29 protein-coding genes are annotated in these 25,415 nt (G+C 74.3%); 17 read left to right on the forward strand and 12 right to left on the reverse strand.

Annotation, left to right across the window (positions count from 1 at the left end; all coding sequences use genetic code 11):
* Positions 1 to 110 precede the first annotated feature (110 nt).
* Positions 111 to 389, reverse strand: a complete 279-nt coding sequence (locus ACFV04_RS35040) for a helix-turn-helix transcriptional regulator (RefSeq protein WP_360266421.1) — start codon at positions 387 to 389, stop codon at positions 111 to 113.
* A 71-nt stretch (positions 390 to 460) separates the two neighbouring features.
* Positions 461 to 940: a hypothetical protein gene (locus ACFV04_RS35045; RefSeq protein WP_380534946.1), complete on the reverse strand. Its 480-nt coding sequence runs from the start codon at positions 938 to 940 to the stop codon at positions 461 to 463.
* A 212-nt stretch (positions 941 to 1,152) separates the two neighbouring features.
* Here ACFV04_RS35045 and map point away from each other — a divergent pair, with 212 nt between their 5' ends.
* From map to ACFV04_RS35075, 6 genes are all read left to right on the forward strand, one after another.
* Complete coding sequence (map, locus tag ACFV04_RS35050; RefSeq protein ID WP_360266415.1) at positions 1,153 to 1,920, forward strand: type I methionyl aminopeptidase; 768 nt, start codon at positions 1,153 to 1,155, stop codon at positions 1,918 to 1,920.
* 97 nt (positions 1,921 to 2,017) lie between these two features.
* The gene (locus ACFV04_RS35055) at positions 2,018 to 2,713 is read left to right on the forward strand and encodes an HAD family hydrolase (RefSeq protein ID WP_380534948.1); all 696 of its coding nucleotides are present in this window, start codon (positions 2,018 to 2,020) and stop codon (positions 2,711 to 2,713) included.
* 62 nt (positions 2,714 to 2,775) lie between these two features.
* On the forward strand, positions 2,776 to 3,201 hold the full coding sequence (locus ACFV04_RS35060; RefSeq protein WP_360266410.1) for an acyl-CoA thioesterase: 426 nt from the start codon (positions 2,776 to 2,778) through the stop codon (positions 3,199 to 3,201).
* A 161-nt stretch (positions 3,202 to 3,362) separates the two neighbouring features.
* Positions 3,363 to 4,949, forward strand: a complete 1,587-nt coding sequence (locus tag ACFV04_RS35065) for an alpha/beta hydrolase (protein ID WP_380534950.1) — start codon at positions 3,363 to 3,365, stop codon at positions 4,947 to 4,949.
* A gap of 236 nt (positions 4,950 to 5,185) precedes the next feature.
* Entirely contained in the window at positions 5,186 to 7,522 is a 2,337-nt protein-coding gene (locus ACFV04_RS35070; RefSeq protein WP_380534952.1) for a transglycosylase domain-containing protein, read from the forward strand.
* A gap of 105 nt (positions 7,523 to 7,627) precedes the next feature.
* Complete coding sequence (locus tag ACFV04_RS35075) at positions 7,628 to 7,924, forward strand: hypothetical protein (RefSeq protein ID WP_380534954.1); 297 nt, start codon at positions 7,628 to 7,630, stop codon at positions 7,922 to 7,924.
* Positions 7,925 to 8,020: 96 nt separating this feature from the next.
* Here ACFV04_RS35075 and ACFV04_RS35080 read toward each other — a convergent pair whose 3' ends face one another.
* Together ACFV04_RS35080 and ACFV04_RS35085 are read right to left on the reverse strand one after the other, a co-directional pair.
* A complete protein-coding gene (locus ACFV04_RS35080; protein ID WP_360266399.1) occupies positions 8,021 to 8,620 on the reverse strand; it encodes a hypothetical protein in 600 nt (199 codons plus the stop codon).
* A gap of 19 nt (positions 8,621 to 8,639) precedes the next feature.
* Positions 8,640 to 9,185: an RBBP9/YdeN family alpha/beta hydrolase gene (locus ACFV04_RS35085; RefSeq protein WP_380534956.1), complete on the reverse strand. Its 546-nt coding sequence runs from the start codon at positions 9,183 to 9,185 to the stop codon at positions 8,640 to 8,642.
* Positions 9,186 to 9,451: 266 nt separating this feature from the next.
* On the opposite strand from ACFV04_RS35085, the gene ACFV04_RS35090 reads away from it, so the two are divergent.
* The gene (locus tag ACFV04_RS35090) at positions 9,452 to 10,018 is read left to right on the forward strand and encodes a DJ-1/PfpI family protein (RefSeq protein ID WP_380346938.1); all 567 of its coding nucleotides are present in this window, start codon (positions 9,452 to 9,454) and stop codon (positions 10,016 to 10,018) included.
* A gap of 389 nt (positions 10,019 to 10,407) precedes the next feature.
* Entirely contained in the window at positions 10,408 to 11,658 is a 1,251-nt protein-coding gene (locus tag ACFV04_RS35095; RefSeq protein ID WP_380534958.1) for an MFS transporter, read from the forward strand.
* Between the two features lie 14 nt (positions 11,659 to 11,672).
* On the opposite strand, the gene ACFV04_RS35100 is transcribed toward ACFV04_RS35095, so the two are convergent.
* Complete coding sequence (locus ACFV04_RS35100; RefSeq protein ID WP_380534975.1) at positions 11,673 to 11,816, reverse strand: hypothetical protein; 144 nt, start codon at positions 11,814 to 11,816, stop codon at positions 11,673 to 11,675.
* Between ACFV04_RS35100 and ACFV04_RS35105 the strand changes: the two genes are divergently transcribed.
* Entirely contained in the window at positions 11,772 to 12,704 is a 933-nt protein-coding gene (locus ACFV04_RS35105; RefSeq protein WP_380534959.1) for a serine hydrolase domain-containing protein, read from the forward strand. The genes ACFV04_RS35100 and ACFV04_RS35105 overlap by 45 nt on opposite strands.
* 57 nt (positions 12,705 to 12,761) lie before the next feature.
* Positions 12,762 to 13,289, forward strand: a complete 528-nt coding sequence (locus tag ACFV04_RS35110; protein WP_380534960.1) for a gamma carbonic anhydrase family protein — start codon at positions 12,762 to 12,764, stop codon at positions 13,287 to 13,289.
* Between the two features lie 106 nt (positions 13,290 to 13,395).
* On the opposite strand, the gene ACFV04_RS35115 is transcribed toward ACFV04_RS35110, so the two are convergent.
* Entirely contained in the window at positions 13,396 to 14,604 is a 1,209-nt protein-coding gene (locus ACFV04_RS35115; protein WP_380346934.1) for an MFS transporter, read from the reverse strand.
* 152 nt (positions 14,605 to 14,756) lie between these two features.
* Here ACFV04_RS35115 and ACFV04_RS35120 point away from each other — a divergent pair, with 152 nt between their 5' ends.
* The 4 genes from ACFV04_RS35120 to ACFV04_RS35135 all read left to right on the forward strand — a co-directional run bounded on the left by ACFV04_RS35120 (position 14,757) and on the right by ACFV04_RS35135 (position 16,732).
* Positions 14,757 to 14,996, forward strand: a complete 240-nt coding sequence (locus ACFV04_RS35120; RefSeq protein WP_360255648.1) for a DUF2277 domain-containing protein — start codon at positions 14,757 to 14,759, stop codon at positions 14,994 to 14,996.
* Positions 14,997 to 15,069: 73 nt separating this feature from the next.
* A complete protein-coding gene (locus tag ACFV04_RS35125) occupies positions 15,070 to 15,306 on the forward strand; it encodes a DUF6296 family protein (protein WP_360255646.1) in 237 nt (78 codons plus the stop codon).
* Between the two features lie 161 nt (positions 15,307 to 15,467).
* The gene (locus ACFV04_RS35130; RefSeq protein WP_380346933.1) at positions 15,468 to 15,752 is read left to right on the forward strand and encodes a DUF427 domain-containing protein; all 285 of its coding nucleotides are present in this window, start codon (positions 15,468 to 15,470) and stop codon (positions 15,750 to 15,752) included.
* Between the two features lie 29 nt (positions 15,753 to 15,781).
* The gene (locus ACFV04_RS35135; protein ID WP_380534961.1) at positions 15,782 to 16,732 is read left to right on the forward strand and encodes a hypothetical protein; all 951 of its coding nucleotides are present in this window, start codon (positions 15,782 to 15,784) and stop codon (positions 16,730 to 16,732) included.
* A 28-nt stretch (positions 16,733 to 16,760) separates the two neighbouring features.
* Here the strand turns inward: ACFV04_RS35135 and ACFV04_RS35140 are convergent, their stop codons facing one another.
* From ACFV04_RS35140 to ACFV04_RS35160, 5 genes are all read right to left on the reverse strand, one after another.
* Positions 16,761 to 17,099 (reverse strand): hypothetical protein, encoded by a 339-nt coding sequence (locus ACFV04_RS35140; protein ID WP_380534963.1) that lies wholly within the window; start codon positions 17,097 to 17,099, stop codon positions 16,761 to 16,763.
* Positions 17,100 to 17,202: 103 nt separating this feature from the next.
* Entirely contained in the window at positions 17,203 to 17,367 is a 165-nt protein-coding gene (locus ACFV04_RS35145; protein ID WP_380346927.1) for a hypothetical protein, read from the reverse strand.
* 158 nt (positions 17,368 to 17,525) lie between these two features.
* On the reverse strand, positions 17,526 to 18,737 hold the full coding sequence (locus ACFV04_RS35150) for a cytochrome P450 (RefSeq protein WP_380534965.1): 1,212 nt from the start codon (positions 18,735 to 18,737) through the stop codon (positions 17,526 to 17,528).
* 154 nt (positions 18,738 to 18,891) lie between these two features.
* Positions 18,892 to 19,110, reverse strand: a complete 219-nt coding sequence (locus tag ACFV04_RS35155) for a ferredoxin (protein ID WP_380346925.1) — start codon at positions 19,108 to 19,110, stop codon at positions 18,892 to 18,894.
* Positions 19,111 to 19,324: 214 nt separating this feature from the next.
* The gene (locus ACFV04_RS35160; protein ID WP_380534967.1) at positions 19,325 to 20,899 is read right to left on the reverse strand and encodes an ATP-dependent DNA ligase; all 1,575 of its coding nucleotides are present in this window, start codon (positions 20,897 to 20,899) and stop codon (positions 19,325 to 19,327) included.
* A 688-nt stretch (positions 20,900 to 21,587) separates the two neighbouring features.
* Between ACFV04_RS35160 and ACFV04_RS35165 the strand changes: the two genes are divergently transcribed.
* From ACFV04_RS35165 to ACFV04_RS35175, 3 genes are all read left to right on the forward strand, one after another.
* Complete coding sequence (locus tag ACFV04_RS35165; RefSeq protein WP_360255630.1) at positions 21,588 to 22,067, forward strand: GNAT family N-acetyltransferase; 480 nt, start codon at positions 21,588 to 21,590, stop codon at positions 22,065 to 22,067.
* Positions 22,068 to 22,183: 116 nt separating this feature from the next.
* A complete protein-coding gene (locus tag ACFV04_RS35170; protein WP_380534969.1) occupies positions 22,184 to 23,167 on the forward strand; it encodes a CAP domain-containing protein in 984 nt (327 codons plus the stop codon).
* Positions 23,168 to 23,415: 248 nt separating this feature from the next.
* Positions 23,416 to 24,993 (forward strand): sigma-70 family RNA polymerase sigma factor, encoded by a 1,578-nt coding sequence (locus ACFV04_RS35175; RefSeq protein ID WP_380534971.1) that lies wholly within the window; start codon positions 23,416 to 23,418, stop codon positions 24,991 to 24,993.
* 80 nt (positions 24,994 to 25,073) lie between these two features.
* On the opposite strand, the gene ACFV04_RS35180 is transcribed toward ACFV04_RS35175, so the two are convergent.
* Complete coding sequence (locus ACFV04_RS35180; protein WP_380534973.1) at positions 25,074 to 25,310, reverse strand: hypothetical protein; 237 nt, start codon at positions 25,308 to 25,310, stop codon at positions 25,074 to 25,076.
* Between the last annotated feature and the right edge of the window lie 105 nt (positions 25,311 to 25,415).

Consider the following 25,415-nt stretch of genomic DNA (forward strand, 5'->3'; position numbering starts at 1 on the left):
TCGTCAGAAAAAACCCCGGGGTGGTCTCACCCGCGCCCACCCAACCCCCCGTCCGGGGGGGCCCGCCGCCCCCCCCCGCGCACCGCGCGCCGGGGCGGGCCGTCGCCCGTTCACGCCGTGAGCGCCGCGCCGTGCTCGCCGTCCTCGGACGGTGCGCAGGCGGAGGCGAGTTCGTCGAGGGACAGGCCGAGCGCGAAGGCCAGCGCCGCGATGGTGAAGAAGGACGGCGTCGGGGCGCGGCCCGTCTCGATCTTGCGCAGCGTCTCGGCGGAGACGCCGGCCACTGCCGCCACCTCGACCATGCTGCGCCCGCCACGCGCCTCGCGCAGCAGCGCTCCGAAGCGCTCCCCGCGCTCGCGCTCCCACGGGGTCAGCGGAGTCCTCACCATGGCGTCGAGCATAGTCCCGCACGGGCCCGCCCCGCAGTGCGGGCCCGTTCCGGGGTCCGTCCCGGACGCGCCTAGAGCGCGGGCCAGCTCGGGAGGTCGGCCGGGCCGCCCGGCCGCGCGGGGTTCAGGGCGAGGCAGAGGATGACGATGCTGCTCCGGCGCTCCTCGCTGTAGGAGCCGAAGACGTCGTCCGGCTCCGTGTCGCAGGCGTGCTTGGCCTCGCCGTCGTGGACGACCTTGGTGACCTTGTAGTCCGCGGTGGGCTTGGAGCAGTCGACGAGCTCCATCTTCGGCTTGGTCCCGTTGCCGAGGTCGTGCACGCAGCTGCCGACCTGTGCCGCCTCCGGCTCGGACTTGCTCATCTGGCCGGCGACGAGCAGACCGGCGCTGATCAGCGCGACCAGGAGGAGCGGTCCGCCCACCCGGCGGAGGTTGCGGCGCAGCCGCGAGGGCTGGTCCGGGGCCGGGACTCCGGCGCCCCAGGGCTCCTGGGCGGCCGGCTGGGCGGGCTGGGGGGTCTCGTCGACGGGGGCGGTCGGCGGGGTCGTCACGTGGGTTCCTCATGGTCAGATCATCGGATTGCGCCGCCGAACACTAGCGGATCACGGACCGTCCCGGCGCCAGGTATTCCCAGGCAGGCGGCCTGCGGCTGTCGCGGTGCCCCCGTCGTGGGCTGTCCCGCGGTGCGGCCGGATGGTCGTCGCCCGGGATCGACCGTGATACAAATACCGGTATAAGAATTGGATCCAGGGGAGTGGTCACCATGGTCGAACTCAAGTCGGACGCCGCCCTCGAAGCGATGCGCGAAGCAGGGCGGGTGGTGGCGGACGCGCTCGCCGCCGTACGGGAGGCGGCGGCGGTCGGCGTCAGCCTGACCGAGCTGGACGAGGTCGCGCGGGGCGTGCTGGACGCGGCCGGAGCGAGCTCGCCGTTCCTCGGCTACCGCCCGTCGTTCGCGCCGGTCCCGTTCCCCGCCGTCATCTGCGCCTCCGTCAACGACGCCGTCGTGCACGGCATCCCGAACGGCTACCGGCTGCGCGACGGCGACCTGGTCAGCATCGACTGCGGCGCGGTGCTGGACGGCTGGGCCGGTGACGCCGCCGTGAGCTTCACCGTCGGCACCGCCCGTCCCGAGGACACCGCACTGATCGACGCCAACCAGCGCGCCCTGGACGCCGGCATCGCCGCCGCCGTGGTCGGCAACCGGATCGGGGACATCTCCCACGCCATCGCCCGCGTCGTCCGCGCCGGCCGCTACGGGACACCGGAGGGCTTCGGCGGGCACGGCATCGGCCGCCGGATGCACGAGGACCCGCACCTGCCCAACGTCGGCCGCCCGGGCCGGGGTTACCCGCTGCGCCCCGGCCTGGTGCTGGCCATCGAACCGATGCTCATCGCCGGAGGCAGGGACGACTACGACACCGACCCGGACGGCTGGACCCTGCGCACCACGGACGGCTCGCGCGCCACCCACATCGAACACACCGTCGCCGTCACCGAGGACGGCCCGCGCATCCTCACCCTCCGCTGAGCCCGCTGTACGGCCGTGGCCCCTCGCCTGCCGTGCGGCCGTCCCCCGTCGTACAGCAGTTCCCCCGCCGGGGGATCGCGCGGTTAGGCTCGACGCCATGACCAAAGGCGTGATGTTCGATTTCTCCGGAACGCTCTTCCGAGTCGTCTCCACCGCCGAGTGGCTCGCGGCCTTCACCGCGGCCGCCGGCCCCGGCCTGTCCGCCCCGGAACAGGCCGAACTGGTGGCCCGACTGGAGGAGTTCGGCGCACTGCCCGGGGGCGTCCCGCCGCGCCGGATCCCGCCGGAGGTCCAGGAGGCCTGGGACACCCGGGACCTGACCCCCGAGCTGCACCGCAGCGCGTACACCGCGCTGACCCGCGCCGCCGCGCCACCCGCCGGCCTCGACGTGGACGCCCTGTACGAGAGCCATCTGGCGCCCGCGAGTTGGCGCCCGTACCCGGACACCGCCCCCGTGCTGCACGAGCTGCGCCGCCGGGGCGTCCCGGTCGCCGTGGTGAGCAACATCGGCTGGGACCTGCGTCCGGTCTTCCGCGCCCACGGGCTGGACGAACTGGTCGACAGCTACGTCCTCTCCTACGAGGTGGGCGCCCAGAAGCCGGACCCGGCGATCTTCGAGACCGCCTGCGCCCGGCTCGGGCTGGCCCCGGCCGACGTGCTGATGGTCGGCGACGACCGGACCTGCGACGGCGGCGCGACGGTGCTCGGCTGCGCCTTCCACCCGGTCGAGCACCTGCCCGTCGACCGGCGCCCGGACGCCCTGCTGCCGGTGCTGGCGACGCTGACCGGGTGACCGGGGCCGGGGTGACGGAGGACACGAGGTGGCGACCCGCCGCCCGGAGTAGCGTGCGGGACATGACCGATCAGGACTTCACCACCCGCATCACCGTCCGCGGGTACGAGACCGACACCCAGGGGCACCTCAACCAGGCGGTGTACCTCCAGTACGCCGAGCACGCCCGCTGGGAGTACCTGCAGGCGGCCGGGATCCGCCAGGCCGACCTGGTCGCCAAGGGCGTCGGCCCGGTCGTCCTGGAGACCACGATCAAGTACCTGCGGGAACTGCGCGCGGGTGACCCGGTGGACGTGAGCTGCTCGTTCGCCTGGCGGGACGGCAAGACCTTCCAGGTGGTGCAGCGGCTGGTCCGCGGGGACGGCGTGCTGGCCGCCGAGATCACCGGCGTCGGCGGCATCCTCGACCTGGCCGAGCGCAAGCTGGTCGCCGACCCGCGCGAACCGCTGCGCGCCCTCGCCTCCGACCCGGCCCTGCTCGGTCTCTGACGCCCCCTCCGGAGCGCACGGCACCACCCCCCTCACCCCGACCGACCGCAGGAGGCCGCACCCGGTTGCGGCCTCCACCCGGCGGCCGGGGGATTTCCCCACCCCCGACCGGCCTGCTTGCCGGATGGGTCCGGGCGCCCGGTCACAGCAGACTCTTGGGCATGCCGAAGAACACGCCGAACACGCCGAACACGCCGAACACGCCGAGCTCGAAGAACGCGAAGAACACCAGGAGTTCGAAGAGCTCGAAGGGCACGGTCACCGTCACGGCGGCCGCCGCCGCGGCCGCCGCCCTGGCCGTCACCGGGCTGACCGCCCTGCCCGCCGCCGCCGACGCCCGGAACACCGGGAAGGGCCGCCCCGCCTGGACCACCTGCCAGGGCCAGGTCGACCCGCGTCAGCAGTGCGCCACCGTCACCGTCCCCCTGGACTACCGCGATCCGCACGGCGAGCAGATCACCCTCGCGGTCTCCCGCATCCCCGCCGCCCGACCGGATCTGCGCCACGGCGTCCTGCTGACCGTCCCCGGAGGGCCGGGCGGCTCCGGCCTGAACGTCCCGACCAACGCGGCCAAGCGCCTCCCGCAGTCCGTCCTGGACCGCTTCGACCTGGTCGGCTTCGACCCGCGCGGAGTCGGCCGCTCCACCCCGGTCAGCTGCGGCCTGGACCGCGCCGACCTCTCGATGGTCAAACTGCACTCCTGGCCCGCCGCCGACGGATCGATCGACGGGAACGTCGCCTACGCGCGCCGGGTCGCCGAGACCTGCGCCCGCGACGGCGGCCCGGTGCTGCGCAGCATCTCGACCGCGAACGAGGCCCGTGACATCGACAGCATCCGCGCGGCCCTCGGCGAGCGCCGGATCTCCGCCTGGGGCACCTCGTACGGCACCTACGCGGGCGCCGTCTACGCCACCATGTTCCCCCAGCGGACCGACCGGATCGTGCTGGACAGCAACGACGACCCGGACCCGACCCGGGTGGAGCGCGGCTGGCTCGCCGCCTACGGCCAGGGCGCCGAGGACCGCTTCCCGGACTTCGCCAAGTGGGCCGCCTCGCCCGACAACCCGGACCGGGTCGCGGACACCCCCGAGGAGGTCCGCCCGCTCTTCCTGGACCTCGCCGCCCGCCTGGACCGGGAGCCGCTGCCCTGGCCCGGCGCCGATCCGGCCGAGCTGAACGGCAACGTGCTGCGCGAGGCCATGCTGCAGAGCCTGTACGCGGACGCCAAGTTCCCGGGCCTGGCCCGGCTGATGCTGGCCGGCCTCGGCCGCCGTCCGCTGCCCGCGCCGGCCCCCCTGCCCGAGCAGGCGGTGCAGGCGGTGCAGAACTCGATCGCCGTCTCGGTCGGCACCCTGTGCAACGACGTCAGCTGGCCCACCGATCCGGCCGCGTACGTCAAGGACGTCGCGGCCGAGCGCGCCGCCCGTCCGCTCACCGCCGGCATGCCGACGAACGTGACGCCCTGCGCCTTCTGGCCGTTCGCGCCCGCCGAGTCGCCGGTGAAGGTGACCGACCGCGGCCCGGCGAACGTCCTGCTGGCCCAGAACCTGCGTGACCCGGCGACCCCGTACCGCGGCGCGCTCAAGCTGCGCGCCGCGCTGGGGGACCGGGCCCGGATGGTCACGGTGGACTCCGGCGGCCACGACGTGTACGTGGCGAACGGGAACGCCTGCGGTGACGCGGTGGTGACGGACTACCTGGTGAGCGGCCGCCGTCCGGCCGGGGACGTCTTCTGCCCGGCGGGGTGAGCGGGGGCCGGTCGAACACCCGGCACCGGAAGGCCGGGTGCGGGCCGGGGAGTTGCCGGGTGCGGCCGAGCTGCGCGGACGGGGCGCAGGGCCAACGGGCCGTGGACGAACGGTCCTTGTCCCTGCGTGCACGTCCGTTCGACTCTCGCGAATGAGTCGAAGCTGTCGCGATTTTGTGACAATCCTTCGCCGACACCCCGCCCACAAGGCGTGTTCACGGCCTTAATGTTCGAACTATGTCACCGAAGAGCCGCCGTCGCATACCCACCCAGGACCCGGGCGACACCTGGGTCCCGCGCCCGAGGCGCCGTGAGACCCCGCTCGGATTCCTGGGCCACGCGGCCACCTTCCTCGGTGCCAGCGTCCTCGGCGGCGTGCTGCTGGCCGGCCTGGTCCTCCCGGCGGCCGGCGCGGTGGGACTCGGGGCGAAGAACGGCGCCGAGGGCTTCCAGAACATCCCCGACGACTTCAAGACCCCGCCGCTCACCCAGGCCACCCAGATCTTCGACGCCAACGGGGGCCTGATCGCCAAGGTCTACGAGCGCGACCGGACAGTCCTCACCGCCGACCAGATGTCCCCGCTGATCCGCCAGGCGCAGGTGGACATCGAGGACGCCCGCTTCTACGAGCACGGCGCGGTCGACCTCAAGGGCGTCCTGCGGGCCGTCACCAAGAACGCCGAGAGCGGCGCCACCGTCCAGGGCGCCTCCACGCTGACCCAGCAGTACGTGAAGAACGTCAACGTGGAGAAGGCCGGGGACGATCCGGAGGCGGTGCGCGAGGCGCAGCGCAAGACGCTCGGCCGCAAGATCCAGGAACTCCGGTACGCCATCAAGCTGGAGGAGGACCTGTCCAAGGACCAGATCCTCACCAACTACCTGAACATCACCTTCTACGGCCACCAGGCGTACGGCATCCAGGCCGCCGCGCAGCGCTACTTCAGCAAGGACGCGAAGGACCTGACCCTGCCCGAGGCGGCGATGCTCGCCGGGCTGGTGCAGAACCCGTCCCAGTACGACCCGAAGCTGCACCCGGTGGCTGCGCAGCGGCGCCGTGACACCGTCATCGACAAGATGGTGGAGAACAAGCACGTCACGGCGGACCAGGCCAAGGAGGCCAAGGCCGCGCCGCTGGGCCTGAACTACAAGGACCCGCAGAACGGTTGCATCACCGCCCAGGCCGGGATGGGCTTCTTCTGCGACTACGTGCGCCACGTGGTCAAGCAGGACCCGGCGTACGGCAAGAGCGCGGCCGAGCGCAAGACGCTGTGGGACACCGGCGGTCTGAACATCTACACCACGCTGGACCCGCAGAAGCAGGCCGCCGCCCAGAACGCCGTCTCCACCAAGGTGTACGTCACCGACCCGGTCTCGGCCGCGATGACGATGGTCGAGCCCGGTACGGGCAAGATCCTGGCGATGGCGCAGACCCGCCCGTACGGCCTGGCCAAGGAGAAGAACGAGACGGTCGTCAACTACAACGTGGACGCGGCGATGGGCGGCGGCGTCGGCTTCCAGCCCGGCTCCAACTTCAAGCCGATCGTGGCCGCCGCGGCCCTGGAGGCCGGCCTGTCGTCGACCCAGCGATACGACGCGCCGAACCGGATGGACTGGCCGACGATGAAGACCTGCGACGGCACCTGGAAGAACCTCAGCAAGGGCAAGAAGGAGGGGACGATCCCCAACGAGTCCGAGTCCGAGAAGGGCCCGTACGAGCTCAAGCAGGCCATGGCGCTGTCGGTGAACACCTACTTCGTGCAGATGGAGCAGGAGATCGGGCTCTGCGCGGTCAAGCAGATGGCCAACAAGCTGGGCGTGGCGGGCAAGGCGGACGGCTCGCCGCTGCAGGAGGTGCCCGCCCTCGGCCTCGGCACCCAGGAGGTCAGCCCGCTGACCATGGCCAACGTCTACGCGACCTTCGCCGCCCGGGGCAGCTACTGCGCACCGATGGCGATCAACCGGATCACCACGGTCGACGGCAAGGACGTGCCGGTGCCGGGCGCGCAGTGCAGTCAGGCGATGTCCGAGGACACCGCCGACGTGATCAACAGCGTGCTGCTCGGGGTGACCGAGAAGGGCGGCACCGCGCGCGACCTCGGCCTGGACGACGGCCGCCAGATCGCCGGCAAGACGGGCACCACGGACGAGAAGAAGTCGGCCTGGTTCACCGGTTACACGGGCAACCTGGCGGGCTCGGTCTGGCTGGGCAGCCCGGGCACCAAGGTGCCGATGCGCAACATCCGGATCGGCGGCAAGTACCAGGCCGAGGTGTTCGGGGCGACCGGACCGGGGCCGATCTGGCAGAAGGCGATGAGCGACGCGGTCCGGAGCATGCCGGAGAAGGAGTTCACCACCGTCTACATCCCGGACCCGCCCAAGCGCGACCCCAACTGCCCCACCGCCGGCGGCTCGGCGGGTTCGGCCACCTGCACCGGCGCCCCCGCCACGGGCAGCCCGGGGAACAACGGCAACCAGGGCAACAACGGGAACAACGGGAACCAGGGCAAGCCGCGCGGCACCGGCCCGACCGGCCGCTCCGCGCCGTCCACCCCGGCGGACCCCGAGGGCCAGTAGCCGAGACCCGGCCGCTCCGACCGGCGGCCGGGCCCGCTCCCGACCGGCCCCGCATGAGTACCCGTACTCATGCGGGGCCGCGCCGCGTCGGCGGACGATGGCGCCATGCCGCACAGCATCCTCGGCGTCCCCGCCGTCCTCTGCCCCTCGGCCGGCTACCTGGCCGGCTACCTGGTGGTCGGCCTGGCCGCCGCCCGTGAGTCGCGCGCCGGGACGGGCGCCACCGGCGCCGTGGCGCAGTGGACGGCGGTGATCTGGACGACGCCGGGCTTCCTGCTCGCGATGACCCTCAACCCGTACCCGGACGGCACCGCCGCCCGTTTCCTCTCCGCGACCGCGCTGGGCGCGGCCGGCAACGCCGTGCTGCTGGTGCTCGCCGCCCACGCCCTGGGGCTGGGGTGACCCGAGCTGGTCACCGCGGTCGCCGCGGTCACCGCGTGCGCCCCGGTCACCGCGTGCGCCCCGGTCGGCACGGTCGTCCCGGCAGTCCCGACCGGCCTATCTCGCCTCGACCGGCTCGCCGCTGTCCTGGTCGAGGTTGAACACCCGCCGGTAGGAGTCGGTCACCACGGTGATCTGTTCCCGACCGGTCCAACTCGCCTCCACCAGCCGGGCGTCGTCCGGGCCCCCGCCGATGTCGGCCAGCGCCCAGCGCCGCGCCTCCCAGCCGTCGCCGGACTCCAGGAGCACCTGCCAGTGCTCGCCCGGCGTCGGCCCGGCGGGGTACGAGCGGTGCACCACCACCAGCGCCCGCTCCGCCCCCGCAGGGGCGGCCTCCCGGCTGCGGGTCTCGGCCGCCGACACCTTGTGCGCGGCCAGCGCGCCGAGCAGGAACACCACCCCGGCGGTGACCGTGACCGACCGGGTGGCCGTCCGCAGGGCGGCGGCCCGCAGGTCGCCCAGCCAGGCGGCCGCGATCAGCGCGGTCAGCGCCGCGCCGAGCAGCAGTTCGGGCCGGTTGAGCAGGTCGGCGACCAGCATCCGGCCGCCCGAGCGGCTCTCCCACTGCCCCTCGGTGTACAGCAGTACGGCGGCCACCCCGCCGGCCGCCAACAGCCGGACCAGGACGCGCCTGGTCCGGGACGTCCGCTTGTCCATCGTCCCCCCGTTCACGGTGTCAGAGTTCGGCGAGCAGCTCGCGGCCCTCCGGCCAGTCGCCCAGTCCGGAGTCGGAGTTGAGGTGCCCGTACGCGCCCGGCTCGACGTACCGGGCGCCCCAGGCCTCGGCGAACGCGCGGGCCCGCCCGGGGGACACCCACGGGTCGTCGGTGGAGGAGACCACCACGGCCGGGAAGGGGAAGGGCTGCAGCGCCACCGGCCGGAAGCCGACCAGTTCCGGCACCTCCGCGGTGTCGATGTCGGCGGGGGCGACCAGTAGCGCGCCCCGGACGGCCGCGGTCCGCGCGGCGGGCGCGGTGGCCACCCAGCGGGCCGCCGTCACGCAGCCGAGGCTGTGGGCGACCAGCACCACCGGGCCCGCGGCGGCGGCCTCCGCGACCGCCGCGTCCACCCGGGCGACCCAGTCCGCCTGCTCCGGGTGGTCCCAGTCCGCCTGCTCGACCCGGCGGAACGTCTCCGAGGCGGCCTCCCAGCGGGTCTGCCAGTGCTCGGGGCCCGAGTTCCCGTAGCCGGGAAGGACGAGGTAGGTGGTGCGGTCCGGCATGGGTTCCTCCGGAGAAGGCGGTGGCGTGCGGGTCGTGGGCAGCAGGAGTCTAGGACCCGGGGCGCGGGGTGCCGAAGCCGGGCGGGTCACCCGGCGCGCACTCCCCGCAACCGGCGCGCGAGCCTCCGTATGCGCCGCCGTACGCCCGGTGCGCCCCGTTGCCAACGACGTGACGGGTGCGCAATTTTTGGACCGGGCCCGGAAGGGCGCCACCGTCGGTGCCCCGTACGGAAACTGAGGTCCGATCACATGGAGGGATGTCGACGATGACACCGAAGATCCTGCTCGTCACCGGGGACGCCGCCGAATCACTGGAGGTGTTCTACCCCTACCAGCGGCTGCGCGAGGAGGGCTACCAGGTCGACATCGCGGCCCCGACCAAGAAGCGCCTGCAGTTCGTGGTGCACGACTTCGTCGAGGGCTACGACACGTACACCGAGAAGCCCGGCTACACCTGGCCCGCCGACATCGCCCTCGCCGACGTCGACCCGGCCGACTACGCGGCCCTGGTCATCCCCGGCGGCCGCGCCCCCGAGTACCTGCGCAACGACCCGGACGTGCAGCGGATCGCGCGGCACTTCTTCACCGGGGACAAGCCCGTCGCGCAGATCTGCCACGGCCCGCTGATCACCGCCGCCGCCGGGGTCCTGGACGGCCGCCGCACCTCGGCCTACCCGGCGCTGGCCCCGGACATCAAGGCCGCGGGCGGCGAGTTCGTCGAGGGCGAGGCCGTCGTCGACGGCCTGGTCGTCTCGGCGCGCGCCTGGCCCGACCACCCGGCGTGGCTGCGGGCCTTCATCGAGGTCCTGCGCAAGCACGCCCCGGTCGCCTGACCCGTCCCGCCCGCCTGACCCGTCCCACCCGGCGGACCGCTCGCGCGCCCGACCGGCGCCGCCCGTCCCGGAGCCGTACCCCGAACCGTCTCGGGGTACGGCTCCGGGGTCGTTCCGGGTCGGACACCGTCCTGCGGAGCGACGGCGGCCGCCCGAATGTCTGAGGCGGCGTCAGAAACACGGTCCCGAAGCCTGGTTGACCGATCCCGCACCCCGGACAGGGAGGCGGACATCACCGCCGCCCCGACCGCCGTCGGGACCGCTCCGACACCCGGGCGCCGCCGCCCTGCGCTGCGCACCGCCGTCGTCGCCGCCGGCTGCGGCGACGCCCACGGCCGGATCTTGGTGCTTCTTCCGCTGGATCAGCGACCGCTGTTAGCGTGCCATCCATGATCAAGGGCAACTTAGCGGGTCGAATAGGCCGGATGGCGGGGGACAGTAGGCCGGAGCGCGTGCTGGTCGCCGCCAGTTTCGTCAACCGAGTCGGCAATGGTCTGTTCAACGCGGCGTCAGCGCTCTACTTCACCTTGGTCGTGGGCCTGCCTGCGGTGCAGGTCGGTGCCGCGCTCACCATTGCCGGAGTGATCGGTCTGTGCGCGGGGATACCGGGCGGGCATCTCGCAGATCGGCGAGGGGCTCGCACGATCATGATGTCGGCCCTCGCGGTCCAGGCCGTGTCGATGGCGGCTCTCGTCCTCGTCGAGAGCTGGGCCGCGCTCACGATCATCGCGACGGTCGACCAGATCGCCGCAGCTGCTGGTGGGGCGGCGTGGGGCGCGCTGGTGGTCCGGGTCGGGGGTGAGCGCCCGGCCCTGTTCCGTGCCAAGCTGCGCACGTTCGTCAACCTGGGCGTCATCCTGGGAACGGTGGGTGCGGGGCTGGCGCTGGCCGCGAACACCCGCGGCGCCTATGTCACGCTGATCCTCGGCAACGCGGCGAGCTTCGCCCTGTGTGCGGTGCTTCTGCTCCTGCTGCCCCGCTATCCGGTACTGGCAGCACCACCGCAACAGCGGCGCTGGCCCGTCCTCGCGGATCGTCCCTTCCTCGCGTTCACCGCCCTCTACGGGGCCATGGGACTGCAGTACCCGGTGGTCTCACTACTCCTGCCGATCTGGATCTCCCAGCACACCGAGGCGCCGCGCTGGACGGTGGCCGCGCTGTTCGCCGTCAACTCCCTGTTCTGTGTGCTGATGCAGACCAGGATCGGCTCGCGTATCGAGACCCCGCACGATGGCGGCCTGGCGTTTCGCACGGCGGGGCTGCTCTTCCTCGTCAGCTGCCCGATGATGGCACTGGCGGCGCACACCCCTGTCTGGGCGGCGGCGGGACTGGTCCTGGCCGCGATCTTCGTCCACAGTCTGGGAGAGGTTTGGGAGTCATCGGCGGCCTTCGCCCTGGGCTTCGGTCTTGCCCCCGACCACGCACAGGGCCAGTACCAAGGTGTCTTCGGTCTCGGCTTCAGCACGGGCCAGGCTCTCGCCCCCGCGATCCTCACCACGGTGGTACTCGGCCTCGGCACGACAGGCTGGCTGCTGCTGGCGGTGTTCTTCGCGGCACTGGGCGCTGTCGGTCCGTCTCTTGCCCGCTGGGGCATGCGGACCCGGCCGCAACCAGGTGGTGCTGCGGAAGTGACGGGATGACCGCGACTCAGGTGTCAGAAGCCTTCTGCCTCGCCGCCCTCGACCGGCTCCGGCGCGTCCGGGCCGCGCAGCGGGCGTAGGGCGCCGGCGGACGGGACGCCGGCGGTGAAGCTGTGGTCGTACAGCGTCTGGCGCCGTTCCGTGTACCTCCTGACCACCGACGGGTCCTCCACGACCGGCTGGAGTGCCGGCTGCCGGGCATCGTGCCGAACAGCACCGCGGTCGCCGTCCGGCAGCTGCTCGACCACACCAGCGGCGTCGCCGACTGCACCCAGGACCCGGCCTTCGACCGCCGCCGCCCGGAGTGGCTCTCCGGCGGCCGCTACCGGCACTACGCCCTCCGGGACCTGGTCGACATCGCCCACCGGTACCCGTCGGCCTTCCCGCCCGGCACCGACTGGCAGTACTCCAACCCCGACCACGTCCTGGTCGGCATGATCATCGAGAAGCTCACCGGCCGCAGCCGGAACGAGGAGGTGACCCGCAGGATCATCCGCCCGCTCGGCCTCACCGGCACCTCGATGCCCGGCGACTCGCCCGTCGTCCCCGGCCCCCACGCCCACGGCTACGACAAGGCGGACACCGGCCCGGCCGACGTCACCCTGCTCAACCCCTCCATGGTGGGGTCGTCCGGCGCCGGCATCTCCACCACCGCCGACCTGACCACCCTCCTTGCGGCCCCGTTCGGCGGACGCCTGCTGCGCCCGGCCGAACTCGCCGCCATGGAGCAGACCACCACCCACGGCGACGGCCGGTCCTACGGTCTCGGCCTGCAGCGGGTCGACACCCCTGCGGCACCCTCTGGGGCCCACTCCGGCGGTTTCCCCGGCTACGTCACGATGGTGGTCGGATCGGCGGCCGGCAGGCGGCAGTACGCCGGGAGCACCACCATCGACGACACGCCGGACCCGGCCGCCGCCGTCGCCGCCTGGGACGAGGTGACCACGACCGCGCTGTGCGGACCCCAGCCCGCCGCCCCCGCACCCACCTCCGCCCCCGTGCCCGCCCCCGCACCCCTGCCCGACCTCGCCCGCACGCTGTGGTGACCGACCCCCTACGCTGACCGGCGACACCACGGCCCACCGTCACCAGGAGGACGAGACATGGCAGAGCCGCTGATCGCCGCAGTCGGGGGCAAGGCGCCCGCCGTCGACCCGGACGCCTTCGTCGCGCCGAACGCCGTCGTGATCGGGGACGTGACGGTCGGCGCGGGCGCGAGCATCTGGTACGGCGCGGTGCTGCGCGGCGACGCCGAGTCGATCAGCGTCGGCGCGGGGAGCAACATCCAGGACAACTGCACCCTGCACGCCGACCCCGGCTTCCCCCTGGTGGTCGGCGAGCGGATCTCGGTCGGCCACAACGCGGTGCTGCACGGTTGCACGGTCGAGGACGACGTCCTGGTGGGCATGAACGCCACGGTGCTGAACGGCGCCCGGATCGGCACCGGCTCGCTGGTCGCGGCCGGCGCGGTCGTCCCGCAGGGCATGGTGGTCCCGCCCGGCTCGCTGGTCGCGGGCGTCCCGGCGAAGGTCCGTCGGGAGCTGAGCGAGGAGGAGCGGAGCGGCATCGAGGCCAACGGCGAGGGCTACCGGCTGCTCGCCGACGCCCACCGGGACATCGAGAGGCGGTAGCTCCCGGTCCTCGACAGCTCCGGTCCTCGACAGTTCCGGTCCTCGGTAGCCCCCGGTCCTCGGACCCCGGCCGTCCGGGCGGACGACGGAGGGTCGACCACGGACCCTAGACCCCGGTCACCGCGGCAGGGGCCGGCGCAGGGGCGGCCGGCTCCGCGGCCACAGATGCGGGCCGCCGGCGGTCGGCCGCCCAGGCGAGCACCGCGACCAGCGCGCCCGAGGCGGCCAGGCCCGCGCCCACCAGGGTCGGCGAGGTCCAGCCGAGTCCGGCGTCCAGCGCCAGCCCGCCGAAGTAGGCGCCCTGGGCGTTGGCCAGGTTGAAGGCGCCCTGCACGGTCGCGGAGGCCAGCGTCGGCGCGCTGCGGGCCTTCTGCAGCACCAGGGTCTGCACCGCCGGCACGATCGCGAAGCCGAACAGCCCGATCAGCACCACCGTCACGGCCGCCGGCCACCGGGCGTGGGCGGTCACCGCGAACAGCGCCAGGGTGGCGGAGAGCAGCACGAAGGCCGCGCAGACGGTCGGCCGCAGGGCCCGGTCGGCGGCGAACCCGCCGAGCACGTTGCCGATCGTCATCCCGACCCCGAACAGCGCCAGCACCAGGGTGACCGAGCCGGTGGCGTACCCGGAGACCTCGGTGAGCAGCGGCGCGATGTAGCTGTAGCAGGCGAAGAAGCCGCCGCAGCCGAACACCACCGTGGCCAGGGCCAGCCACAGCTGCCCGCTGCGGAAGGCCCGCAGCTCGTGCCGCAGCCCGGACTGGGCGGGGGCGGGCAGCTCGGGCACCAGCCGGGCGATGGCGAGCGTCCCGGCGGCGGCGATCAGCACGACCACCAGCATGGTCGCCCGCCAGCCCAGGTGCTGCCCGAGCAGGGTCGCGGCCGGGACACCGACGATGTTGGCGACGGTCAGCCCGGAGAACATCACGGCCACCGCCCGGGCCCGCCGGTCGGGCGCGACCAGCTCGGCCGCGGCGACCGCGCCCGCCCCGAAGAAGGCACCGTGCGGCAGCCCGGTGACCAGTCGCGCGGCGGCCAGCGTCCAGAAGTCCGGTGCCAGCGCGCACAGCAGGTTGCCGGTCGCGAACAGCCCGGCCAGCGCCACCAGGACCGCCTTGCGGGGCCGCCCGGAGGCCGCCACCGTGAGCAGCGGCGCGCCGATCACGACGCCCAGCGCGTACGCGGAGATCAGCCAGCCCGCCTGCGGGATGGAGACGTGGAGGTCGTCGGCGACCTGGGGGAGCAGCCCCATGGCGGCGAACTCGGTGGTGCCGATGGCGAACGCGGTGACGGCCAGCGCGAGCAGCGCGAGAGGCAAGGCGGTGACTCCGGGGTGATGCCGACGACCGGGGAGCGCGCGGCGGACGAATTCGTTCGCCCGGCATCCTAATCCTGCCGGATGACGCCCCCGTGAGGAGTGCGTGACGATAGGGGGTCGCCAGTACGGCCCGCGCGCGCGAGACTGGGGGCATGTGCCGCAACATCAAGACGCTGCGACCGCCCGTGACGCCCGACGCCGACGAGGACGACTTCCGGGCCGCCGCGCTGCAGTACGTCCGCAAGGTGTCCGGGTTCCGCGCCCCGGCGGCGCACAACCGGGAGGCCTTCGACCGGGCCGTGGACGCGGTGGCGGAGGCCACCGCCCGGCTGCTCGGCGAGCTGGAGGTCCGCGGCTCGCACGCCCGGGCCGCCGAGGCCGCAGCCGGGTGACGGGCCCGGTGCGGCCCGCAGCGGACGCCGACGGCGGCCCGCGACACCCGCCGACAGGGAGCAGGAACCGGTGATGAACCCCGCCCAGCGTTATGCCCTCACCTTTCCCGGCAACCCCGGTACCCAGGCCCCGCAGGACGTCGTCGTGGTCACCCGCACCAGCGCGACCGGCCCGGGCGGCCACCCGGTGTACGAGGACGACAGCGGCATCGTCCGCGCCGAGATCAGTGACTCCGGCGAGGTCCGGATGCTCGCCAGCGGCGGCCACCAGAGCCCGCACCTGCCGGTCCACGCCCACCCGCTGCCCTGACCGCCCGCTGCCCTGGCCGCCCTCCGTCCCGCCCGCCAGCTGCGCCGCCCGCCCGCTGCGCCGACCCGGCGCCGGCCCGACCGCCCGACCGCCCGGTTTCCCGGTTTCCCGATTCCCCGGACCGCCGGTCGGGGTGATCGTCCGTGGGGCACAATCACCGCATGACCACAGCGAGTTGGCAGGGCGTCGTGATCGCCGAGAGCGCGGACACCGTCGTCGTCGAGGGCAACCACTACTTCCCGGCCGAATCGGTCCGCACCGAGTACCTGCGGCCCTCCGGGACCACCACGGTGTGCGGCTGGAAGGGCACCGCCGGCTACTGGACCGTCGAGGTGGACGGGCGGACCAACCCCGACGCGGCCTGGTTCTACACCGACCCGAAGCCGGAGGCGGAGCACGTGCGCGGCCGGGTGGCGTTCTGGCGCGGCGTGCAGATCACCGCGTAGCGCCCGGCCCGGGCGGGTACGTGATCCGCATGGCAGTCTTCCGCAGACCGCGGCGCTCGCCGCCGACCCCCGAGCCGGACCTGGGCGAACAGCTCGCCGAACTGGTCGAGGAGGCCGAGCAGCCCGTCGACGAGGGGCCGGCCGCCGCGTACGAGGCCGGGCAGCGCGGGCGCGGCCGGGCCGTGGTCGCGCACACCGCCCGGCTGCTCGGCAGCGGCGGCCGGGCCGCCAAGGGCGCGGCCAGGGGCGCCGCGTACGGCGGCCGGGCCCTCACCGAGCAGCTGGTGCGGGCCGCGCCGCGGATCCCGGTGCGCGACCTGGCCACCCTGCGGGCGCAGCACCCGGGCGCGGGCTTCCCGGAGCAGCTGGCCGACCTGCTGGTCACCGGCGCCGTCCGGGCCTCCGGCGCGCTCGGCGCGGGCGTCGGTGCGGCGGCGATGATGCCGGTGCCGCCCGCGATGCCGGTCGAGATCGCGGCCGAGACGATCGCGGTGGCGGCCGTGGAGATCAAGCTGATCGCCGAGCTGCACGAGGTCTACGGCGTCCCGGCGCAGGGCACCGCGACCCAGCGCGCCGGCGCCTACCTGGGCGCGTGGGCCAACCGTCGCGGGATCGACGCGACGCTGCTGGTGCGCCCGGCGGGCTTCGCCGCGCTGGCGATCGGCGCGGAGGTGCGCCAGCAGGTGCGCCGCCGACTGACCCGCAGCTCGCTGCGCCACCTGCCCTCGGTGACCCCGCTGCTGGTCGGCGCGGGCATCGGCGCCACCATGAACCGCCGCGAGACCCGCCGGCTCGCCGACGAGGTCCGGGCGGACCTGCGCGAGCGCCGGCCGGCGAGCTGGACCTACTGGACCACGGCCGCGCCGGTGGTGAAGGGCGAGACGGTGGGGAAGCGGGGAACGGTGGTGAAGGGCGAGTCGACGGGGAAGGGCGGAACGGCGGCGGCGGACGGGGCGGTGCCGGAGGACGAGGCCCCGTAGGACCGGCTGCCCCGGCACCGCCCGGAGCCTAGGTCGTCAGCGGCGGCGGGGCGCTGGCACCCCTGCCCGTTTTCACGCCGTTCACCATCGCCTGGTGGATGGCCCGCGCGGTGATCTCGTCGGCGGCCGGCACCGGACTGCCGGACACCGTGTACCAGTCCAGCGCGCCGGTGTACTGGACGGTCAGCCGCGCCTCGCCGTCCACCCAGGTGGTGTGCACGGTGAGGTCGCCGGAGATCGGGCCGACCTCGGCGGTGGTGACACCGCCGGGGCCGCTGATGATGGATTGGGTGGTCCAGGTCGCCCACGACGCGCGCGGGTCCGCGGGCGGTCGGGCCTGCCGATGGCCTTGGTCGTGTTCGGTCATGCGCCTATCCTCCCCCGCCGGTGATTCGCCACCAGGGCAGCGACACCTGCGGTCGCGGCGACCGCCCGGTCCCACCGGGCGGTCGAGTCGGTACGGTGGACGGTCAGTCGAGCCGGCCGGGTGCGTCCGGCACGGTGTCGCCCTCCGCCTGCGAGGTGTCCTGTGCGTGCAGGTTCTGCATCGAGGTGATGCCCTCCTCGGGGTCCGCGGCGCGGATGTCCTCGTCGCGGTCGGTGCTCACCTCGGACCGTTCGCTCATGTCGGTCATCGCGGGCTCCGTCTCCTCGGCCGGTCCGGCGGGCCGGGCGGCGGGTGCGGCCGGGCCGGGTGTCTCTTCGCCCTTCCAGCCTGCCTCCGCCCCGTCGCCGGGGCCAGCCGGGTGAGCGGAGTCCCGCGTTCCGGCGGCCGGATCCGGACCGGGTGACGTCACCAGGTCACGGGCAGTGACCGCATGCCGTAGATGAACGAGTCCGTGCGGAAGGCCGCCGTGCCGGGCGGGCCGGCCGGCCGCAGTCCGGGCAGCCGCCGGAACAGGGTGGCCAGGGCGATCTGCAGCTCGGCACGGGCCAGCGGCTGGCCCAGGCACTGGTGCACGCCGAAGCCGAAGGCCATGTGCCGCCGGGCGTCCCGGTCCAGGTCCAGTTCGTCGACCTGCCCGGGCCCGCTGCCGCCGAACACCGTCCCGTCCCGGTTGGCGGTGGAGATCATCGCGATCACGCCCTCGCCGGCCCTGACCGTCGTGCCGCCCAGCTCGACGTCCTCCAGGGCCACCCGGGGCAGGCCGGTGTGCACGATGGTGAGGTGGCGCAGCAACTCCTCCACCGCGCCGGGCACCGCGGCCGGGTCGGCCAGCCTGGCGGCCTGTTCTGGCCGGTCCAGGAGCAGGGCGGTGGAGAGCGAGATCATGTTCGCGGTGGTCTCGTGGCCGGCGATCAGCAGCAGGATGCCGGTGCCCGCGGCGTCGCGCGGGGTGAGGTCGTCCCGGGCGGCGAGCCGGCTGAGGATGTCGTCCTCCGGCTGCTCCCGTTTGCGGGCCGCCAGTTCGCTCAGGTAGTCGAGCATCTCGTCCTGGGCCGCGGAGAGCTGCTCCGGGGTACTGGTGTTGTTGAGCAGGGTCCGGCTGACACCCTGGAAGAACTCCCGGTCCTCGTACGGGACGCCGAGCAGCAGGCAGATCACCAGGGAGGGGACCGGCAGGGCGAAGTCGGGGACCAGGTCGGCCTCGGTCCGGCCCTCGGTCATCCGGTCCAGGGCGTCGTCGACGATCCGCTGGACGGCCGGGCGCATCGCCTCGACCCGCTTGACCAGGAAGTCCCCGGTGACCATCCGTCGTAGCCGGGCGTGCTCGGGGTCGTCGAGGCGCAGGAAGCTCGGGTTCTCGGTGATCAGCTTCCGGATGCCGGGGACCAGGAGCGGGAAGTTCGGGTGGCGGGCGTCCGCGCTGAACCGGCGGTCGGACAGGACGGTGCGGACCTCGGCGTAGCCGGTGGCCAGCCAGCAGGACTCGCCTCCGGGCAGGTCGGCGCGGGTGAGGGGTCCGGCGCCGGCGGCCTCGGTGTAGGCGGGCGGCGGGCCGAACGGGCAGGCGGCGGAGTGCGGGGCGGGAATCGGGACGGCGGTGGTGGGCGTGCTCGTCAAGGTGGGGTCTCCTTGCGTCGCGGTGTTCTCCGGTGGGGGTGGGGTGCCGGGCGGTCCACCGGCTGCGCGGCCGTCCGTCGGAGACGGTGCGGTGACGGCGGTGAAAGCGGCCCGTCGGTGGTGGTCCGTCGGTGGTGGTCCCGCGGTGGGGGCGTCAGCCGTCGATCTCGGCGGGCTCGTCCTCGGTGACGGTGATCGCGCCGCCCGGGCAGAGCTGGGCGGCCAGTCGCAGATCGGCGAACTGCGAGGGCAGGAAGGTGGTCTGACGGAGTCTCACCAGGCTGTCCTCGTCGTCCTGGTCGAACACCTCGGGAACGTTCATGACGCACATCCCGGAGCTGCAGCAGCGGTCCCGGTCGACGCTCACCCGCATGGTCGGGCACCTCTCGCCAGTGCGCCGCCGGCTGCCCGGCGGCTGCCTCTCGTTGTCATTGCCAACCTAACCGCCGCTGTTCCGTCCACGGAGGGTGCGGTGCGGGATCGTCGAGAATGGCCGATTCGGTCCCTGTTCCGGCGCCCGGGCGCCGCCGCAGGTTTGAATTGACGTCACCCCGACAAGCGGTGGCCGGGCCGTCCCGGACACGGGATCAGGAGGACAGCCCCTCGGCGGCGGCGATCTCCCGCACGGTTGCGACGGTGTCGGCCTCGGCGGCTGCCTTGTCCGGCCGGTAGCGCACCACCCGGGCGAACCGCAGGGCGAGCCCCGCCGGGTAGCGGGAGCTGCGCTGCAGACCGTCGAAGGCGATCTCGACCACCAGTTCCGGACGGACCCGCACCGTCCAGGCGTCCCGCTCGGTCTCCCGGGCCAGCAGTTCGGTGGTCTGCCGGGCCAGAGTCTCGTCGGTCAGGCCCTTGAAGGTCTTGCCCAGCATCACCCACGGGCCGAGCCCCGGCTCACCCGCCGCCCGGGCACCCAGGTGCAGGTTGCTGAGGAACCCGCGCCGCCGCCCGCTGCCCCACTCGGCGGCCAGCACGACCAGGTCCAGGGTGTGTCGGGGCTTCACCTTGATCCAGCCGATCCCGCGCCGCCCGGCCGCGTACGGGGCCGCCGGGTCCTTCACCAGGACGCCCTCGTGGCCGAGGGCCAGCGTGTCGCGGAAGAAGGCCAGCGCCCGCCCGGGATCCCCGGTCTCGGTGCGCGCCACCCGCAGATCCGGCGGCGCCGACCCGGCCAGCGCAGCCCAGCGCTCCCGGCCCGGACGATCCACCAGGTCCTCGCCGTCCCGGTGCAGCAGGTCGAAGAAGTGGACGCTGAGCGGGACTTCGGCGCGCAGCCGCTCCGTGTCCCGCCGGGCGGCGGCGCGCGCCGCAGTCTCCTGGAACGGGCGCGGCCGCCCGTCGGGACCGAGCGCGATCGCCTCGCCGTCCAGCACCGCCGAGCGCAGCGGCAGCGCCAGCGCGGCCTGCACCACCTCGGGGACGCGCGCGGTGATGTCGTCCAGGCTCCGGGTGAACACGGCGACCTCGCCGCCGTCCCGGTGCACCTGCACCCGGATACCGTCCAGCTTCCACTCCAGTGCGGCCGGGCCGGTGCGCTCCAGTGCCGAGGCCACGTCCGGTGCGGAGGCGGCCAACATCGGGCGCACCGGTCGTCCGACCTCCAGCCGGAACGCCGCCAGGGCGTCCGCCCCACCGGTCAGTGCGGCCTGCGCCACCGCGCGCGCCGAGCCCCGGAACATCAGCGCCCGCCGCACAGCCGAGGCCGGGACCCCTGCCGCCTGCGCCACGGCGTCCCCGACCACCGCGTCCAACGCCCCCTGTCGCAGGTCCCCGACCAGCACTGCCCGCAGGAAGCCCTGCTCCGCCCCGGTCGCCCGGGCGAACAGCCCGTGCAACAGCCGGCGCCGCTCCGCCTGCGCCCCGGCCCCGTGCACCCCCGCGATCCGCTCCAGCTCCCGCTCCACCTCCCGCACCCCGAGCGACGCCTCGCCGGTCGGCGCCGGCAGCCCCCGCAGCGCCGCGGGCCCGACCCCGGTCCGCAGCCGCTGCGACTCCCCGGACAGCAACGCCACCGCCGCCGGCGCCTCCACCGGCCCCGCCTCGCTCAGGTAGCCGGCCAGCAGACCCGTCTTCGCCCGCCGCCCCGGCTCCGCCGCCACCGCCCGCGACACCTCCGCCAACCGCAGCAACCCCGCCACACCACCACCTCCTTCCTCCAGCATCGGCGCCCCCGGCGGCCCGCGCCTCAGCAGCGCCGCAGGAGGGCGCTCCGGTGTGGCGACGAGGGGGGGTGACGGGCCGGACGGCGGTCGGGCCGGGGCCGGAGCGGGGCCGGAGCCGTCCGAAGCGGGGCCGGAGCGAGCGGTCCGGCGGGCTCCGCCGCCGCGTTTCCCGAGGCGATCGACGCCTGGGGCGCGCGCGGTGGCGGCCCGGGACTGGTCCGCACCCCGTGTGACATCGGCACGGGCGCACGCTGCCGGGCGTTCACCCGGGCCTCCACCGCGAGCTCTGTCCCCCTCGGCCTCACCACGCGCGGGGCCCGCTGCGCAGGGTCCGGGCGGTAGCCGGTCGCGGCCTCCGGCTCCGGCTCCGGGGCCGGGCCGGGGTCGTCGGTCTGCCGTCCAGCGGAGTGCCCGCGACGTCCGGGTGACGCCGGAGAGCACCCGGCCGCCGGGCACCGGGCATCGGGCGAGCGCCCCTTGCCGCGATACCTGGCGGCGGGGGCACCCCGGGCAGACGGATCCGGCCTCGGCGCGGGTCCGGTGCCGGGACGGGTCCGGTGCCGCTCGGTTTCCAAGCGCCGGAGTGGAGCGGGCGGCCGTCGGTCTTGGCCGGGGTGGTGATCGGATCCGGGCCGACGGGACGTCATGCTGGGCACGCCCGTCGAGCCGTGACCCCGAGGAGACCGAGATGAGCAGCACCCCCGCCGACCGCTGGAGCGTCGGCGCGCCCGAGGCCGACGACTTCGCCGCCTGGCGCGAACTCTTCCGCGGGTACTGCGACTTCTACCGGGTGCCGTGCCCGGAGGAGAAGGCTGCGCTGGTGTGGTCCTGGCTCACCGACGAGGACCACGAGCTGTCGGGGCTGCTGGTGCGGGACGGCGACGGGCGGCCGGTCGGGCTCGCCCACTACCGGCCGTTCGCCAGGCCCCTGCACGGGGCCGTCGGCTGCTTCCTGGACGACCTCTTCGTCGCGCCGGACGTGCGGGGCGGCGGCGCGGTGGACCTGCTGCTGGCCGGGTTGCGGGAGATCGCCGCCGAGCGAGGCTGGAACACCGTCCGCTGGATCACCTCGGAGACCAACTACCGGGCGCGTGGAAAGTACGACCGGGTCGCCACCCGGACGCAGTTCCTGACCTACGACATGGCCCCGGACGCCCCGGTGCGCTGACGCGGCGACCGGGCCGCCGGACATTCGTTCGGACTTTCTGTTATCGGCGCGTCGCCGGGGGGTCTCCCAGGTGTCGGCACCCGACCAGCCGACCCGGAAACAGGAAGCGTGACCACGTGAACAGCGACGACAGGACGACCATCCTCCCGGCCACCGGCGGCGACGGCGGCGCGGATGGCGCCCACGGCCGGTCCGGTGGCCGGGCCGCGCGGCGGGCCGCCGACCGGCACGCGGGCCAGGGCCGCCGGGGTCGCCGGCGCGGTGGGTTCGTGCCGGTCACCGCGGTGGTCGCGGCCGTGGCCGGGACCGGGCTGATCGCCGCGCTGGCGGGCGCCGGGTACGCCGCGTACGGCGGCAAGCAGTCAGACCGGGACACGATGGGCCAGGCGATGGCCGCCGACGCGCTGATCGCCGCCGAGATCGGCACCCACGAGGGCATCCAGGTCCCCGGCGCCGGGGGAGCGAACCCGGCCGCCGCGGTACCGTCGGCCGGCGCGTCCGCGAGCGACCCGGCGGCGACCCCGAGCGCCTCGGCCACCCCGACCCCCACCGCCTCGGCCACCCCGACGGCCACTGCCACCGCCACCCCGACCCCCACCGCGTCCGCCACGCCCGCCAAGGCGACCGCGAGCGAGACCCGGAGCACCGCGGCCGCGGCGACCTCCGCCAAGCGGACCGCCACCGCGCCCGCCACCCCGGTCGACGGCGGCGCGGCCCCGTCGGACGCCCAGGCGGTCGTGGACCTGGTCAACGCCGAGCGCGCCAAGGCCGGCTGCGGACCGGTCGCGTCCGAACCGCGACTGGCCACGGCGGCCCAGTCGCACAGCGACGACATGGCCAACCGCAACTACTTCGATCACGCGAGCCCCGAGGGCTACCACGCCGACCACCGGATCGAGGCCACCGGCTACCGGTGGAGCACCTGGGGCGAGAACATAGCCCGGGGCCAGAAGGACCCGGCGGCCGTGATGGACGCCTGGATGAACAGCCCCGGCCACCGGGCCAACATCCTGAACTGCGCGTTCAAGCAGCTCGGCGTGGGTGTGCGGACCGGGTCCGGCGGCCCGTGGTGGACCCAGGTCTTCGCCGCCCCGGCCTGACCGACCCCGGCCCGAGCCGCCCCGGCCCCCCGTTTCGACCGGAACCGCACCGGCCCGCCTGACCCGACCTGACCCGAACACACCTGACCCGAACAGACCGACCCGAGCAGACCCGTAGCCCGGCCCGATCCGGGCTCCGGGCCGGGCCGATTTTCCGATTCCGCGCACATTGTTGTTATCTGATCACTCCCCACAGGTCTCCGAGGAGGCAGCGGCGGACGGAAACACGGCAAGACGGAGTGCGGACCATGAACGCTGATGTGCAGAACAGGACCGGAAGCACCCTGGTGCTCGCGGCGCAGGCCGGCGACCGGCAGGCCCAGGAGGCGCTGGTCGCCGCCTGGTTGCCGCTCGTCTACAACGTCGCGGGCCGCGCCCTCGGCGGCCACGCGGACGTGGACGACGTCGCGCAGGAGACCATGATCCGGGCGCTGGACGGTCTGGACGGGCTCCGTGACCCGGACTCGTTCCGCTCGTGGCTGGTCGCCATCACCATGAACCAGGTCCGCCGTCGTCACGCCGCCGGTCTGCAGCAGGCCGTCGGCGGGCTGGACGAGACCTGGGAGGTCGCCGACCCCAGGGCCGACTTCACCGACCTCACCATCCTGCGGCTCGGCCTCTCCGGCCAGCGCCGGGAGGTCGCCGAAGCGACCCGCTGGCTCGACCCGGACGACCGCGAACTGCTCGCCCTGTGGTGGCTGGAGGCCGCGGGCGACCTCACCCGCGCCGAACTCGCCGAGTCCCTCGACCTGAGCCCCGCGCACACCGCCGTCCGCGTCCAGCGGATGAAGAAGCAGCTCGAAGCCGGCCGCGTCGTCGTCCGCGCCCTCAGCGCCTACCCCCGCTGCCCCGAACTGACCGAGCTCACCGCCGGTTTCGACGGCACCCCGAACTCGGTCTGGCGCAAGCGCATCGCCCGTCACATCCGCAGCTGCGCCGGCTGCGACGGCCTCGGCCGTGACCTCTTCCCCGCCGAAGGACTGCTGGCCGGCCTCGCCCTGGTGCCGATCCCGCACGGCTCGCCCCTCCTGCTGCACTTCCAGCACACCGCGGCCGCCGCCGCCCAGACCGCCGCCACCGGAGCCGGTTCGGGCGCGGGCCTGGGGGGCGGTTCCGGCGCGCACGCCGGTGCGGGAGGACACGGCGGCTGGGCCGGCACCGCGGCCCGCAAGGCCGTCCTGGTGAGCGGCGCGGCCGCGGCGGTGGCCGTGACCACCCTCGCGCTGGTCTGGCCGCAACACGGTGAGCCTCCGCTGCCGACCGCCCCGGAGCCGACCGCCCCGGCGGCCGCCCAGGACACCCCGACCGTCGCCGCCGCGCCCGTGGCCGTGGTCCCGACGCCGGTGCCCACACCGACGCCCACGGAGACCCCCACCCCGACGTCGACCCCCACGCCGACCCCGACCCCGACCCGCGTGGTCACCGCCGCACCGGTGCCCAACCAGGAGCGCCAGCTGGTGGACCTGATCAACGCCGAGCGGGCCAAGGCGGGTTGCGCACCCCTGCGGATCGACCCCCGGCTGCACACCGCCGCCCAGAAGCACGCGGACGACATGGCCACCCGCGGCTTCTTCGACCACGTCAACCCGGACGGCGTCCGCGCCGACGCCCGGATCACCGCCGCCGGCTACCGGTGGTCGCAGTGGGGCGAGAACCTCGACCGGGGCACGGCCAGCCCGGCCACGGTCTTCACCCACTGGATGGACGGCGGCATCCACCAGTCGAACATGCTGGACTGCGGCTTCAAGGACATCGGCGTGGGCCTCGCCACCAGTCAGGCCGGCATCCCGTACTGGACCCAGGACCTCGGAGCGCCGATGTCCTGAACGGGCGGGTTCCGTCGTGTGGCGCCTCGGCCGCGCACGGCCCGGAGCGAGCCGGGCCGGCTCCGGGCCGGTGGGCGGGACTAGGCGGGGGTGACCCCGACCAGCCCGTTCGCCGGTCCGGTCACGAAGCCCGTGGGCTGCCCGACGACACCGCCGGCGTCGCCGACCTGGCCGGGCAGCACGTCGGGCGCGCTGCTGAGCGACCCGGGCAGGCCCTCCTGGCCGCCCACGGCGCTGGCGTGCGCACTCGGCGCGGTGAGGGAGGCCACGACACCCACGGCGAGCGAGGCGACGGCGAGCATGCTGCGCTTCTTCATGGCCGGTTCAACTCCGAACGCGACGAGGAGTCACGGGTGGGTCACGCAACTCGCACTCCTCCCCTTCGGGCACATCAGCGGCACTACCGTCATCCCACTCGAAAG

Origin of the sequence: Kitasatospora sp. NPDC059599 (assembly GCF_042735125.1) — a bacterium.
In the GTDB taxonomy this organism is placed as follows: domain Bacteria; phylum Actinomycetota; class Actinomycetes; order Streptomycetales; family Streptomycetaceae; genus Kitasatospora.

Coding starts and splice junctions, on each gene's coding strand:
- ACFV04_RS35040 (WP_360266421.1), bottom strand. CDS start 389: ATGGTGAGGACTCCGCTGACCCCGTGGGAGCGCGAGCGCGGGGAGCGC.
- map (WP_360266415.1), top strand. CDS start 1,153: ATGGTCGAACTCAAGTCGGACGCCGCCCTCGAAGCGATGCGCGAAGCA.
- ACFV04_RS35055 (WP_380534948.1), top strand. CDS start 2,018: ATGACCAAAGGCGTGATGTTCGATTTCTCCGGAACGCTCTTCCGAGTC.
- ACFV04_RS35060 (WP_360266410.1), top strand. CDS start 2,776: ATGACCGATCAGGACTTCACCACCCGCATCACCGTCCGCGGGTACGAG.
- ACFV04_RS35065 (WP_380534950.1), top strand. CDS start 3,363: ATGCCGAAGAACACGCCGAACACGCCGAACACGCCGAACACGCCGAGC.
- ACFV04_RS35070 (WP_380534952.1), top strand. CDS start 5,186: ATGTCACCGAAGAGCCGCCGTCGCATACCCACCCAGGACCCGGGCGAC.
- ACFV04_RS35075 (WP_380534954.1), top strand. CDS start 7,628: ATGCCGCACAGCATCCTCGGCGTCCCCGCCGTCCTCTGCCCCTCGGCC.
- ACFV04_RS35080 (WP_360266399.1), bottom strand. CDS start 8,620: ATGGACAAGCGGACGTCCCGGACCAGGCGCGTCCTGGTCCGGCTGTTG.
- ACFV04_RS35085 (WP_380534956.1), bottom strand. CDS start 9,185: ATGCCGGACCGCACCACCTACCTCGTCCTTCCCGGCTACGGGAACTCG.
- ACFV04_RS35090 (WP_380346938.1), top strand. CDS start 9,452: ATGACACCGAAGATCCTGCTCGTCACCGGGGACGCCGCCGAATCACTG.
- ACFV04_RS35095 (WP_380534958.1), top strand. CDS start 10,408: ATGATCAAGGGCAACTTAGCGGGTCGAATAGGCCGGATGGCGGGGGAC.
- ACFV04_RS35110 (WP_380534960.1), top strand. CDS start 12,762: ATGGCAGAGCCGCTGATCGCCGCAGTCGGGGGCAAGGCGCCCGCCGTC.
- ACFV04_RS35120 (WP_360255648.1), top strand. CDS start 14,757: ATGTGCCGCAACATCAAGACGCTGCGACCGCCCGTGACGCCCGACGCC.
- ACFV04_RS35125 (WP_360255646.1), top strand. CDS start 15,070: ATGAACCCCGCCCAGCGTTATGCCCTCACCTTTCCCGGCAACCCCGGT.
- ACFV04_RS35130 (WP_380346933.1), top strand. CDS start 15,468: ATGACCACAGCGAGTTGGCAGGGCGTCGTGATCGCCGAGAGCGCGGAC.
- ACFV04_RS35135 (WP_380534961.1), top strand. CDS start 15,782: ATGGCAGTCTTCCGCAGACCGCGGCGCTCGCCGCCGACCCCCGAGCCG.
- ACFV04_RS35140 (WP_380534963.1), bottom strand. CDS start 17,099: ATGACCGAACACGACCAAGGCCATCGGCAGGCCCGACCGCCCGCGGAC.
- ACFV04_RS35145 (WP_380346927.1), bottom strand. CDS start 17,367: ATGACCGACATGAGCGAACGGTCCGAGGTGAGCACCGACCGCGACGAG.
- ACFV04_RS35155 (WP_380346925.1), bottom strand. CDS start 19,110: ATGCGGGTGAGCGTCGACCGGGACCGCTGCTGCAGCTCCGGGATGTGC.
- ACFV04_RS35160 (WP_380534967.1), bottom strand. CDS start 20,899: ATGCTGGAGGAAGGAGGTGGTGGTGTGGCGGGGTTGCTGCGGTTGGCG.
- ACFV04_RS35165 (WP_360255630.1), top strand. CDS start 21,588: ATGAGCAGCACCCCCGCCGACCGCTGGAGCGTCGGCGCGCCCGAGGCC.
- ACFV04_RS35175 (WP_380534971.1), top strand. CDS start 23,416: ATGAACGCTGATGTGCAGAACAGGACCGGAAGCACCCTGGTGCTCGCG.
- ACFV04_RS35180 (WP_380534973.1), bottom strand. CDS start 25,310: ATGAAGAAGCGCAGCATGCTCGCCGTCGCCTCGCTCGCCGTGGGTGTC.